Raw genomic sequence first — 11,703 nt, 5'->3', positions numbered from 1 at the left:
CCAGATTCGATCGCACAGCTGACCGGTTGGTGTCGGTTCACGCGAACGGCCCCTGGCCGGGAAGGAGTTCCCGGCCAGGGGCCGCAGGTGGCGCGTGGTGCGCCCGTGTCTGGAGTCGGCTCAGGCGTTCGGCACCACGGGGTAGCGCGGGGTGCCCTCTTCCATCTGCCGCAGCGCGTCCTTGCGGTCACGCTTGGACAGGCGGTCGATGTAGAGGTAGCCGTACAGGTGGTCCGTCTCGTGCTGGAGGCAGCGGGAGAAGTAGCCGGTGCCCCGCACCTTGATGGGGTTGCCCTTCTCGTCCTGCCCGGTCACTTCCGCGAAGTCCGGGCGGGCCAGCTCGGCGTAGGCCGTGGGCACCGAGAGGCAGCCCTCGTTCGAGTCGTCCAGGCGGCGCCGGTCCGCGGGGAGCTCGCGCACGACGGGGTTGCAGACCACGCCGACGTGCCGCCTGCCCTCGTCGTCCATGCAGTCGTAGACGAAGACCTTCAGGTCGACGCCGATCTGGTTGGCGGCAAGGCCCACGCCCTCGGCGGTCCGCTGGCTGGCGAACATGTCGGCGACGAGCTGTTCGAGCTCGGCGTCGAAGGCGGTGACGTCCTTGCACTCCTTGTGCAGCACAGGATTGCCGACGACCGTGATGGGCCGGGACGTGCCGCGCTCGCGGTAGGCCGTCTCCCGCTCCTCGCAGTCCTCCGTGTCGATGACGAAGCCCTCGTCGTCGACGGGGAGGACCCCGCCCGAGGCCTGCTGCTCAGTGTCCTGCGCCATTGTCCGACGTACGCCTTCCTGGGAACCCACAAGAGATAGTGCCGGTACAGCCTACGGCCAGGAGTCAGCAGACCTCTTCCAGATCCCGCCAGTCGCGGGAGTCCGGGCTGTCCGCGACCCAGCCGTCGAGCAGGCCGCGCACCAGGGCGGCGGGCGCCGCGATGCCGCACTCGCGCTCGGGCACCCACAGGGCGCCGGGGCTGCGGTGGCCGAGCGGCCCGGGGTGACCCGGCTCGCTGTGGTCGTGCGGGTCCAGGTGCTCGCCATCGCCCTCGTCGCTCGGCATGCGGCTCTCGGAGCACATGCGGCACAGCAGCCGTACGGACGAGGACCAGTCCTCGGCGGCGAAGCCCGCGTCCGCGGCGAGCTTCTCCAGGGCGTCCCTGTCGTCCTCGGTGGCGGCCTCCAGGAGAACCACCCAGGTGGGAACGGGTGAGGGAGCCCACAGCTCGATCTCGTCGAACACGGGATACGAGTCCCCCGCGCCCGTCGTCCGCTCGCCGTGCGGAACGCCGTCGTGCAGCACGACCTCGCCCCAGCGGCGCCCGGAGGACGGCAGCGGGATGGAGAGCACCTCGATGCGTGCGGGGTCGAGCCTGCGCCCCCACACGACCTCGGCCTCACCCTCGGGCGAGAGCCGCACGGCGGCGCTGCCCAGGTCCATGCCGGTGGGCTCCCCGGAGGCGGCCACACCGCCCGGCACCCGCAGGCCGTACGCCTGCCAGGCGCGCCGGGCAAGGGGCCAGTCCTGGAGGGCGGTGGCGGCGATCCCCACGTTCCACCAGTCGGGGGCGCCCTGCGACCGGTCGAGCAGCGCGACGGCCCGCAGGCCCGCGGCCCGTGCCTGCTCCCAGTCGTGCCGGAACTTGTGGAGCAGCGCGAGGTTGAACCAGGACTCCGAGAGCCACGGCTCCAGATCCGCCGCGCGGGTAAGGAGCGCGCCCGCGTCCTCGTACCGCCCGTCGCCGATCAGCGTGAAGGCGCGGTCGGTGGCCTGCCGCCATGAGGCGGAGGGCCGGTGCCGTCCCTTGCCGAAGATCCTCACGATTCCCGCCTGCCGGTACTTGAGTTCCTGTGTTCCGCTGTGCCCGAGGGCCCTCTTCGCATCCAACCACGTACGGTCGGACGGCCGCTCATTACCCATGGGTTACCCAACCGGCGGCAAGCTATGACCGCCCCGCGAAAGCACCCGGGCCAGGGCTTCCACCACCTCGGGCTGATAGTCACGGCCGGTGCCGAGCCGCAGCCGCTCCAGGGCGTGGAGCGGGCCTGTGGGACCTTCTCCCCTGGCCATCTCGTCGTACGCGTTGGCGGCTCGCACAATACGGGCGGTGAGCGGCTGGTCGCGGTACGGGTCCGCCTGCCGCTCCACGACCACGGCGACGTCGCCGTCCACTCCCGTCTGACGCACGACGGCGCCCCCGAGCAGGGCGATGCGCCGCTGTTCCGCGTCCGGCAGGGCGGCGGTGGCGCCCGCGGGCACGGGGTCGACGAGGGAGAGCTGCCCGATGTCGTGCATCAGCGCCGCGTGCTCCAGAACGGCGAGGTCCGGCGCGGAGAGCCCCAGCTCACGCCCGACGGCCCGGCTGAGCGCGGCCACGCGGCGTGCGTGGCCCTGCGGGGTGTACCCGGCGATCTCGGTGGACCTCGCGAGGGAGGTGATGGTCTGCCGGTAGGTGGTCCGCACCGCGGCGTACCGCCCGAACGACAGCTGGGTCAGGAGCAGCGGCAGGCTGAACACCGGCAGCGCCCAGAGCCCCGCCACGGCGACCGCGAGCGCCATGACGGCCCCCGTCGCGCACACGGCGGACCCGATGCCGAGCATGGCCCGCAGTTCGTCGCGCAGGAGCGGTCCGAAGGGCCAACGGGTACGGGCGTGCGCCATGGCGGCGGCGAGCACGGCGTCGCACAGGGCGGTCAGGACGAGCAGCGCGACGATGACGACGGCGAAGGCCGGGCCCTGCCCCACCCACTCCCCCAACTTGCCCGCGTTGTAGAGCGGTTGGAAGCACGCGGCGGCGAATCCGACGGTGAGCACGCGCCGGGCCACGTGGTCGAGGGCGGGCCCCTTGCCGAGCGCGACGTGCGGCACGGCTCCGACGAGCGCGGCCGCGACGACCACGGCGATCACCTGGAGGACTCCGTGGTGCGTGGACCGCCCCCCGACCTCCCCGAGCAGCGCGTACGAGAGCGCCCCCGCGGCCCCGAGCGGCGCGGGCTCCCGGTCGCTCCCGCGGGCGCCCCACCGGGCCAGCTCCCCCACGGCGACGAGTCCCCCGAAGGCGAGCGCGATCCCCCCTTCGGCCACCCCGTGCCAGAGGGTCCACCCGAGACCGAGGAGAGTGAGCAGCCCGGCGGCGCCGTAAATGAGCCCCGTGACGGCCCTCACCGTGACGCCGTCCCGGGGGCCGCGGGAACGCTGGGCGCTCCTCGGCGGGGCGCGGGCACGTCACCGGTGTCCGCCGTGACAGCGGGGTGCCATCCGTACCGGTCGAGCGCCCGCTGCAACGCCGCCACCATCACAGGATCGAACTGCGCCCCCGCGCACCGGGACAGCTCGGCCACAGCAGCGGTGACAGGCCTCCCCCGCCGGTAGGACCTGGTGGACGTCATGGCGTCAAACGCGTCCGCGACGGCCACCACCCGGGCGAACTCCGGAATCTGCCGCCCCACGAGCCCGTAGGGATACCCGCTGCCGTCCATCCGCTCGTGGTGGTGGAGGATCGCCGCCCGTGCCTCCCCGAGGAAGCCGATCCCGCGCACCATCTCGTGCCCGTACTCGGGATGCAGCTCGATGACCCGCCGCTCCTCGGGGGTCAGCGGCCCGTCCTTGCGAAGGAGCCGGGTCGGTACGCCGAGTTTGCCGACGTCGTGCAGGATCCCGGCGAACCGCAGGCTCTCCACCCGCTCGTCCGCCATCCCCAGCTCCCGCGCGATCATCACGGAGGCCCGCCCCACGCGCTCGCTGTGCCCGCGGGTGTACCGGTCCTTGATGTCGACGGCCTGCACGAGCGCCCGGATGGTGGCCTGATGCGCGGCGCGCTCGCGGTGGTACTGCGCGAAGACCCAGCAGGAGACCCCCATCGGAAGCAGCACGAGGAGCGCGGCGAGCGGCCCGTACGGACTGCGCCACAGCACCGCCATCATCAGACCGGCGAGTCCGTGCACCGCGACCGGCGCGAACGACCGCAGGAAGAGCCCTCGCCACGCGGTCCGCACCGGCACCCGTTCCGCCGTGGCGAGGATGCCGCCGTCCAGGACCGTCAGTACGCCGGAGAAGGCGAGGACGGCCGCCCCCGCGGGAGCGAGCGCGTACGGAAAGTCGGGCGCGGCCACGGCCTCGCGACCGCCGAGCGCTCCGTACGTCCACGCCGAAGCCCATGCGGCCAGGGCGAGTTGGGCCGCGCGCCAGACCCTGCGCACCCACCGGGGGCGTCGCTCGACGCGGGCGAGCAGCGCCCCCGGCACCGCGACGAGGGCGGCGGACGCGGGCGGCAGCAGGAAGACGGCGGCGAGCAGCACGGGGAAGAAGGTGCCGAGGCCGTTGAGTCCGGGCCCGGCGCGGCGGCCGATCACCCGGCACCGCGTGATCTGCTCGCACCCGGCGTACAGCGCGGCGAGCAGGGCGAGCGCGCCCCACGGCGTGCGCGACGAGGTCAGCGCGGGCGCGGCGCAGGCGGCACCGGCCAGGGCGGCGCACAGGATGTAGGCGCGCGCCCATGGGGCGATGGACCGCATGGCACCGTCTCCTCCCCCGTGACCGCCCCCAGGGACCACGTTCCAAGGTCCGGAGACTAGAACGACTGCCCTCCGCTCCGAGCCCCCCTCGCGGAAATTGGCACGTACGAGTGACAGTGAACGACGGGGCGCAGAAAAAAAGCAGGCCGTGACGGACTCCCGTCACGGCCTGCTCACACTCAACTACCGGAAGCTCAGGCTTCCTTGGCCCTCAGACTCTTCGCAGAGACACCGGCGTCGGCGGCCGTCGTCTCCACCGTCACATCGTGCTCGGGGACCGCCTCGCCCGAGCGGATCAGATCGATGCGACCCATGACCTTGGCGCGCAGGTCGACCGGCACGTCGTCCTGGCCGCAGCAGCGCTTCACCAGCTTCTTGACCGCCTGCTCGAGGCCGTACTTCTCCAGGCACGGAGAGCACTCCTCGAAGTGCGTCTCGAACTTGGTGCAGTCGCTGTCCGGCATCTCGTGGTCCAGGAACTCGTACAGATGGTCCAGGACTTCACTGCAATCCGTCTCGTGCGGCTCTCCGCAGCTCATGAGCCTGAGCCTTTCGCTTCGTTCGACGACTCTGACGCGGCGCCGGCGGGGACGAGGCCGCGGTCGCGGGCGTAGTCCTCGAGCATGCCGCGCAGTTGGCGACGGCCGCGGTGCAACCGGGACATCACCGTACCGATGGGTGTCCCCATAATGTCCGCGATCTCCTTGTACGCAAAGCCCTCTACGTCGGCCAGATAGACGGCGATGCGGAATTCCTCGGGGATCGCCTGAAGTGCGGACTTCACGTCCGAGTCGGGCAGGTGATCGAGCGCCTGCGACTCGGCCGAGCGCAGACCGGTGGACATGTGCGACTCGGCACGCGCGAGCTGCCAGTCCTCGATCTCCTCGGCGGCGCTGCGCTGGGGCTCGCGCTGCTTCTTGCGGTACGAGTTGATGAACGTGTTGGTGAGGATGCGGTACAGCCACGCCTTGAGGTTGGTGCCCTCACGGAACTGGTGGAACGACGCGTACGCCTTGGCGTAGGTCTCCTGCACCAGGTCCTCCGCGTCCGCCGGGTTGCGCGTCATGCGCAGCGCCGCCGAGTACATCTGGTCGAGGAAGCCCAGGGCGTCCCGCTCGAAGCGGGCGGTGCGCTCCGCCGACGTCTCAGCGCTTCCGTCGGGTCGCTCCGCCTGGCCGTTCTCGGCCCCTGCGTCGGTCCCAGTGACCGGACCCACCTCCTCCAAAGACGTGGTGAGACCAAAAGCAGTCCCACTCGAATCGGAGGATAGACGACGATCCGGTCCCGCCGCCGCCCGAATAGGAGCGGTCTTGGGCGCGCTCAGCACCGTCCATTCCAGGTCAGAGGCGCTGGAGCGGGCCGGGCAGATGGTCGAACCCATGCGGCGGACTTCCTCTCGTACGAACAGCGTTTAACGTCTGTTCGGCACAACAGAGGTCACGCACCCAACATTCCCGCCCACCGGATGACGCCATCCGTGATGCGCGTCATGGCCTCGGCCTCGGTGATGTCCGCGCGCTTGGGGATCGCGAAGCCGTGATCGCCGTAGGGGACCTCTACCAGTTCGTACGTCCCCTCCGGGAACTCAGCGGGCTTCCCGAAGGGGTCGTTCCCGCCCTGCACAACGAGGGTCGGCACCCCTGCCCCGAGCAGTTCCTCCGCGCGTGACTTCTCCGGCTTGCCCGGCGGGTGCAGCGGGAAGCTGAGGGCGAGCACGGCGGCGGCGCCCAGCTCCGTGGCGGTACGGCACGCGACGCGGGCCCCTGCGCTGCGGCCGCCCGCGATCACCGGGAGGCCGGGCTTGGCGAGCGCGGGCCACAGGCCGCGCCATCCCACGTCCAGCGTCTTCGGCGCGGGCGCCAGCTTCTTCCCCGCGACGCGCCAGGGCTGCTCCACCAGGGCGACGGTGACGCCGTGCGCGGGCAGGGCGGCGGCGATGGCCCGCAGGTCGCGCGCCTCGATGCCGCCGCCGGCTCCGTGGCTGAGAGCCAGGACGTGGCGGGCTTTGGACTTCGGCGCGGGGTGCCAGGTGATGCGGGCCTCACCGGCATCGGTCTGGACGATCTCGCTCTTGGTCACAGCACTCTTGGTCACGTCAGAAGAGTGTGCCTTCTTCGGGCCCTTCCAGCTCCTTCAGGAGCTCCGGGCCGTTGTTGCGTACGTTGCTGACCGCCGTCGACACCGGGTAGGCCCGCATCAGGCCGTGCGGCGGCGGCTCCAGGAGCGGCCGCAGGTCCTCGACGTCCGTGCGCGAGGGGTCGAGCCAGGCGTCCCAGCGGTCGGGCGTCAGCATCAGCGGCATCCGCGGGTGGATGTCGTGCAGCGAGCGCGGGCCTTCCTCCGGGGCGACCGCCAGGGGCGCGGTCTCCGCCTCGGTGGTGATCACCGTGCACGTCACCCACCAGGCGAGGGGGTGCTCGTCGGGGAGCGTCTTGTCGCGCCAGAACTCATAGAGCCCCGCCATCGCGAAGACCGAGCCGTCGGCGGGCGTCACGAAGTACGGCTGCTTGCGGGGGCGCTTCTTCTTGCCCTCGACCTCAAGATCGCGCTCGCCGGAGCCGGTGACCCACTCGTAGTAGCCGTCGGCCGGGATGACGCAGCGGCGTGAGGTGAAGGCCCGGCGGTAGGACGGCTTCTCGTGCACGGTCTCCGCGCGGGCGTTGATCATCCGGGCTGCGCCCTCGGGCGTCTTGGACCAGGACGGGACGAGTCCCCACTTGAGCGTGCGCAGCTGGCGAACCGGAGCAGGGTCCTCGGCGTCTTTCAGAGGACGGTCCAGGACCGCGTAGACCTCCTTGGTGGGGGCCACGTTGAAATCGGGGGCGAGGCCCTCCTCCGGCTCCCACTTCTCGATCTCAAAAATTCCTGCGAGATCCTCGGGCCTACGACTCGATGCATACCGTCCGCACATACGTGCCAGACTGCCAGACCCCGTACGACCAGAGGAGCCGGTCCCGAAGATGGCACGAGCAATGGAAAGCACCGCGAACGCCAGCCTGACCGACCTCTGGGACCGCGTCTTCGGCACGCAGGCCGCACCCGACGAGTGGCTGGTCATCGCCACCGGCGTCCTCGCGCTGGCCGTCATCCTCCCGCACGGGATCTGGCGCATAGCCCGCAACGCCATCACCATCGCGCACGAGGGCGGCCACGGCCTGGTCGCCCTCCTGACCGGCCGCCGCCTCGACGGCATCCGGCTGCACTCCGACACCAGCGGCCTCACCGTCTCCCGCGGCAAGCCCACCGGCCTCGGCATGATTCTGACCGCGGCGTCGGGCTACACCGCGCCGCCGCTGCTGGGCCTCGCGGGCGCCGCGCTCCTCGCCGCCGACCACATCACGGCGTTCCTGTGGATCGCGACGGCGCTGCTCATCGTGATGCTGGTCATGATCCGGAACGCGTACGGCGCCCTCACCGTGATCATCACCGGCGGCACCTTCCTGCTCGTCTCCTGGCTGACCAGCTCGCAGGTGCAGGCGGCCTTCGCGTACGCGGTGGTGTGGTTCCTGCTCCTGGGAGGCGTACGTCCCGCCTTCGAGCTGCAGTCCAAGCGCAGGCGCGGGGGCGCGGGCGACTCGGACGCGGACCAGCTGTCCCGGCTCACGCACGTGCCCGCGGGGATGTGGCTCTTCCTCTTCCACGCCGTCTCACTGTGCTCGCTGATAGGCGGCGGACGCTGGTTGCTCGGCCTCTGAGCAGCGACGACCCCTCAGCTCTCTGCCACTAAAGTGGGGGCATGACCGCAAACCCAGCGCACAGCACCCTCTGGCCAGCCCCGCACGCGAGCGGAGCCGTCGCCGCGACGGTCCATGTGCCCGGGTCCAAATCGGTCACCAACCGCGGCCTCGTCCTCGCCGCTCTCGCCGCCGAGCCCGGCTGGCTCCGCCGGCCGCTGCGCTCCCGCGACACCCTCCTGATGGCGGGCGCCCTGCGCGCGCTCGGCGTCGGTATCGAGGAAGGCGTGGGCCCGGACGGTTCCGGTGAGGCCTGGCGGATCATCCCCTCCGGTCTGCACGGCCCCGCCACGGTCGACGTCGGCAACGCCGGTACGGTCATGCGCTTCCTGCCCCCGGTCGCCGCTCTCGCCGACGGCGCGATCCGCTTCGACGGCGACCCCCGTTCGTACGAGCGGCCGCTGAACGGCGTGATCGACGCCCTGCGCGCGCTCGGCGCCCGCATCGACGACGACAGCCGCGGCGCGCTGCCGCTGACCGTGCACGGCGCGGGCGCCCTGGACGGCGGCCCTGTCGAGATCGACGCCTCCTCGTCCTCCCAGTTCGTGAGCGCCCTGCTGCTCTCGGGCCCGCGTTTCAACCAGGGTGTCGAGGTACGGCACACCGGCTCCGCCCTGCCCTCCATGCCGCACATCCGGATGACCGTCGACATGCTCCGCGCGGTCGGCGCCCAGGTGGACACCCCGGAGTCGGGCGGCGAGCCGAACGTGTGGCGGGTCACCCCCGGCGCCCTGCTCGGCCGTGACCTGACCGTCGAGCCGGACCTCTCCAACGCCCAGCCGTTCCTGGCCGCCGCGCTGGTCACCGGCGGCCGCGTGACCATCCCCGACTGGCCCGCGCACACCACCCAGCCCGGCGACAAGCTGCGGGAGATCTTCACCGAGATGGGTGGTTCCTGCGAACTGACCGAGCAGGGGCTCGTGTTCACCGGATCCGGCTCGATCCACGGCATCGACGTGGACCTGAGCGAGGTCGGCGAGCTCACCCCCGGCATCGCGGCCGTCGCGGCCCTCGCCGACTCCCCCTCGACCCTGCGCGGCGTCGCCCACCTGCGCCTGCACGAGACGGACCGCCTGGCGGCCCTCACCAAGGAGATCAACGAACTCGGCGGCGACGTCACCGAGACCGCCGACGGCCTGCACATCCGTCCGCGCCGCCTGCACGGCGGGATCTTCCACACGTACGACGACCACCGCATGGCCACCGCGGGCGCCATCATCGGCCTCGCGGTGGAGGGCGTACAGATCGAGAATGTCGCGACGACGGCGAAGACGCTGCCCGACTTCCCCGACCTCTGGACCGGAATGCTCGGGAACTGACGGGCGGATCCAGAACATGCGCCGCTACGGAAAGAACCCCGACGAGGACGACATCCGCGTCCGCCCCAACCGCAAGGGCAACCGCCCGCGCACGCACATCAGGCCCAAGCACGAGGACGCGTCCGACGGCATGGTCCTCACCGTCGACCGGGGCCGCCTCACCGTCCTGGTCGACGACCGGATCGTACTGGCCATGAAGGCCCGCGAACTGGGCCGCAAGGCCGCCGTGGTGGGCGACCGCGTCTCGCTCGTCGGTGATCTCTCCGGCAAGAAGGACACCCTCGCGCGCATCGTGCGCATCTCGCCGCGTACGTCGGTCCTGCGGCGCACGGCCGACGACGACGACCCGTACGAGCGTGTGGTCGTCGCCAACGCCGACCAACTGGCCATCGTCACCGCCCTCGCCGACCCGGAGCCGCGCACGCGGCTGATCGACCGGTGCATCGTGGCGGCGTACGACGGCGGCCTCACGCCGCTCCTCGTCCTGACCAAGTCCGATCTGGCCTCCGCCGACAAGATCCTGGAGACGTACTCCACGCTCGACATGCCCTACGTGGTCACCAGCCGCGAGGAGTTCACCGACGAGACGGACCTCGCCCGGGTGCGTGAGGTGCTCGACGGCAAGGTCACCGCGTTCGTCGGCCACTCCGGAGTGGGCAAGACGACGCTGGTGAACGCCCTGGTCCCCGAGGATCGCCGGCGCTCCACCGGCCACGTGAACGCCGTGACGGGCCGCGGCCGCCACACCACCACGTCGGCGCTCGCGCTCCCGCTCGCGGGCTCGCACGGCGGGTGGGTGATCGACACGCCCGGCGTGCGGTCCTTCGGCCTGCACCACGTCGACCCGTCCCGCGTGATCCTCGCGTTCCCCGACCTGGTGCCGGGGACGGAGGACTGTCCGCGTGCGTGCAGCCACGACGAGCCGGACTGCGCGCTCGACGCGTGGGTGGAGGAGGGGCACGCGGATCCGGCGCGTCTCTACTCGCTGCGCAGGCTCCTGGCGACCCGTGAGCGACGCGAGGACGACTGACCTCGCCGTTGTTTGCGCCCGGGGCACAGTGGCAAAGGCATAATCGCACCATGCCTGATCCAAGCCAGGCGAAGCGGTCACCGAACGTACGGTTGCGGGAGGCAGATACATGGCGTGGCTGCTGGTCATTGTCGCGGGGTTCCTGGAGACCGGTTTCGCGGTCTGCCTCAAGCTCTCGCACGGCTTCACCCGGCTCTGGCCGACGATCACCTTCGCGGCCTTCGCCCTGGGCAGCTTCGGTCTGCTCACGCTCGCGCTGCGGAAGCTCGACGTGGGGCCCGCGTACGCGGTCTGGACGGGCATCGGCGCCGCGGGCACCGCGATCTACGGAATGATCTTCCTCGGTGACGTGGTCTCCACGCTCAAGATCGTCTCCATCTCGCTGGTGATCGCCGGTGTCATCGGCCTCCAGCTCTCGGGCTCCGCCCACTGACCTGACCTGACCTGTCTGACCTGGCCGCGGGTCCTCAGGCGCCGGTCCAGTGCCCCAGGACCCCGCGTACCAGTTCCACGGGATCCTCACCTGTGGGCGAGGGCGCGACGACGTACGACAAGGCCATCCGCACGGCGCTCTCGCAGGCCATGGCCAGCTCTTCCGTGTCCTTCGGCCGTGCCCTGCCGTTCAGCGCGTTCACCGCCTTGTCCCGGACGAGGGCGAGCAGTTCGGTGGGCGAGGGAACGCCCGCGTCCGCGCGCCGCTGTGCCGGTACGGGTGAGGCGGAGACCCCGGGCCTGCTCGGCGCGGGCAGGCGTTCGCTCCAGCAGCCGGTGAGCATGGCCCGCGTGAGTTCGTTCGCGCGGGCGGCGGCGATCGTCCAGGCGCCCACGGCGGCGAGCCGGTCCACCGGGCCGCCCTCCGTGGCCAACGCGCGCTCCACGCCGTGCAGATAGGCGTCGGTCTCGCGCCGGAGCAGGGCGCGGGCGAGGCCGTCCTTGCTGCCGAACTCGTTGTAGAGGGTCTGCCGTGACACCCCGGCGGTGGCCGCGACATCGACCATGCGGACGCCTGGCCACGGTCGGCGGGCGAGCGCCGTCTTGGCCGCGTCCAATAAGGATTCCCGTGCCGCAGGCATCGTCGCCTCCCGGGGGCCGAAGCGGCTCTGCGGCCAGA

The 11,703-nt window shown here is 71.5% G+C and carries 13 protein-coding genes; 4 read left to right on the top strand and 9 right to left on the bottom strand.

What is annotated here, in order from left to right; genetic code table 11:
* Nucleotides 1-120 precede the first annotated feature (120 nt).
* The 8 genes from def to ACWGI2_RS19640 all read right to left on the bottom strand — a co-directional run bounded on the left by def (nt 121) and on the right by ACWGI2_RS19640 (nt 7,420).
* Nucleotides 121-771 carry a peptide deformylase gene (gene def, locus ACWGI2_RS19675; RefSeq protein WP_453696533.1) on the bottom strand — a complete coding sequence of 217 codons (651 nt, stop codon included), beginning with the start codon at nt 769-771 and terminating at the stop codon, nt 121-123.
* Nucleotides 772-835: 64 nt separating this feature from the next.
* Nucleotides 836-1,816, bottom strand: a complete 981-nt coding sequence (locus ACWGI2_RS19670) for a tetratricopeptide repeat protein (RefSeq protein WP_344530122.1) — start codon at nt 1,814-1,816, stop codon at nt 836-838.
* Nucleotides 1,817-1,918: 102 nt separating this feature from the next.
* A complete protein-coding gene (locus ACWGI2_RS19665) occupies nt 1,919-3,160 on the bottom strand; it encodes an HD-GYP domain-containing protein (RefSeq protein ID WP_453696532.1) in 1,242 nt (413 codons plus the stop codon).
* Nucleotides 3,157-4,509, bottom strand: coding sequence for an HD-GYP domain-containing protein (locus ACWGI2_RS19660; protein ID WP_453696530.1), 1,353 nt, complete (start codon nt 4,507-4,509; stop codon nt 3,157-3,159). The genes ACWGI2_RS19665 and ACWGI2_RS19660 overlap by 4 nt, the downstream gene beginning before the upstream one ends.
* A 194-nt stretch (nt 4,510-4,703) precedes the next feature.
* Entirely contained in the window at nt 4,704-5,048 is a 345-nt protein-coding gene (gene rsrA / locus ACWGI2_RS19655) for a mycothiol system anti-sigma-R factor (protein WP_453397843.1), read from the bottom strand.
* On the bottom strand, nt 5,045-5,725 hold the full coding sequence (locus ACWGI2_RS19650; protein ID WP_336605886.1) for a sigma-70 family RNA polymerase sigma factor: 681 nt from the start codon (nt 5,723-5,725) through the stop codon (nt 5,045-5,047). Before ACWGI2_RS19650 ends, rsrA begins: the two co-directional genes overlap by 4 nt.
* Nucleotides 5,726-5,946: 221 nt before the next feature.
* On the bottom strand, nt 5,947-6,603 hold the full coding sequence (locus ACWGI2_RS19645) for an alpha/beta hydrolase family protein (RefSeq protein WP_453696529.1): 657 nt from the start codon (nt 6,601-6,603) through the stop codon (nt 5,947-5,949).
* Nucleotide 6,604: 1 nt separating this feature from the next.
* Nucleotides 6,605-7,420 (bottom strand): SOS response-associated peptidase, encoded by an 816-nt coding sequence (locus ACWGI2_RS19640; protein WP_453696528.1) that lies wholly within the window; start codon nt 7,418-7,420, stop codon nt 6,605-6,607.
* A gap of 61 nt (nt 7,421-7,481) precedes the next feature.
* Here ACWGI2_RS19640 and ACWGI2_RS19635 point away from each other — a divergent pair, with 61 nt between their 5' ends.
* The 4 genes from ACWGI2_RS19635 (at nt 7,482) to ACWGI2_RS19620 (ending at nt 11,025) form a co-directional block, all read left to right on the top strand.
* Nucleotides 7,482-8,204, top strand: coding sequence for a M50 family metallopeptidase (locus ACWGI2_RS19635; protein ID WP_453696779.1), 723 nt, complete (start codon nt 7,482-7,484; stop codon nt 8,202-8,204).
* A 41-nt stretch (nt 8,205-8,245) separates the two neighbouring features.
* Complete coding sequence (aroA, locus tag ACWGI2_RS19630; protein WP_453397840.1) at nt 8,246-9,562, top strand: 3-phosphoshikimate 1-carboxyvinyltransferase; 1,317 nt, start codon at nt 8,246-8,248, stop codon at nt 9,560-9,562.
* A 16-nt stretch (nt 9,563-9,578) separates the two neighbouring features.
* Nucleotides 9,579-10,592: a ribosome small subunit-dependent GTPase A gene (gene rsgA, locus ACWGI2_RS19625; RefSeq protein ID WP_453397839.1), complete on the top strand. Its 1,014-nt coding sequence runs from the start codon at nt 9,579-9,581 to the stop codon at nt 10,590-10,592.
* Between the two features lie 109 nt (nt 10,593-10,701).
* The gene (locus ACWGI2_RS19620) at nt 10,702-11,025 is read left to right on the top strand and encodes a DMT family transporter (RefSeq protein ID WP_344525002.1); all 324 of its coding nucleotides are present in this window, start codon (nt 10,702-10,704) and stop codon (nt 11,023-11,025) included.
* Nucleotides 11,026-11,059: 34 nt separating this feature from the next.
* Here the strand turns inward: ACWGI2_RS19620 and ACWGI2_RS19615 are convergent, their stop codons facing one another.
* Nucleotides 11,060-11,665, bottom strand: a complete 606-nt coding sequence (locus ACWGI2_RS19615) for a TetR/AcrR family transcriptional regulator (RefSeq protein ID WP_453696526.1) — start codon at nt 11,663-11,665, stop codon at nt 11,060-11,062.
* Nucleotides 11,666-11,703: the final 38 nt, after the last annotated feature.

Source organism: Streptomyces sp. NPDC054866, from assembly GCF_053610745.1.
Note: the sequence above shows the minus strand (reverse complement) of the source record. Positions and strands in the feature narration are given on the sequence as shown.

Coding starts and splice junctions, on each gene's coding strand:
- ACWGI2_RS19620 (WP_344525002.1), top strand. CDS start 10,702: ATGGCGTGGCTGCTGGTCATTGTCGCGGGGTTCCTGGAGACCGGTTTC.
- ACWGI2_RS19640 (WP_453696528.1), bottom strand. CDS start 7,420: ATGTGCGGACGGTATGCATCGAGTCGTAGGCCCGAGGATCTCGCAGGA.
- ACWGI2_RS19615 (WP_453696526.1), bottom strand. CDS start 11,665: ATGCCTGCGGCACGGGAATCCTTATTGGACGCGGCCAAGACGGCGCTC.
- rsrA (WP_453397843.1), bottom strand. CDS start 5,048: ATGAGCTGCGGAGAGCCGCACGAGACGGATTGCAGTGAAGTCCTGGAC.
- ACWGI2_RS19660 (WP_453696530.1), bottom strand. CDS start 4,509: ATGCGGTCCATCGCCCCATGGGCGCGCGCCTACATCCTGTGCGCCGCC.
- aroA (WP_453397840.1), top strand. CDS start 8,246: ATGACCGCAAACCCAGCGCACAGCACCCTCTGGCCAGCCCCGCACGCG.
- def (WP_453696533.1), bottom strand. CDS start 771: ATGGCGCAGGACACTGAGCAGCAGGCCTCGGGCGGGGTCCTCCCCGTC.
- rsgA (WP_453397839.1), top strand. CDS start 9,579: ATGCGCCGCTACGGAAAGAACCCCGACGAGGACGACATCCGCGTCCGC.
- ACWGI2_RS19635 (WP_453696779.1), top strand. CDS start 7,482: ATGGAAAGCACCGCGAACGCCAGCCTGACCGACCTCTGGGACCGCGTC.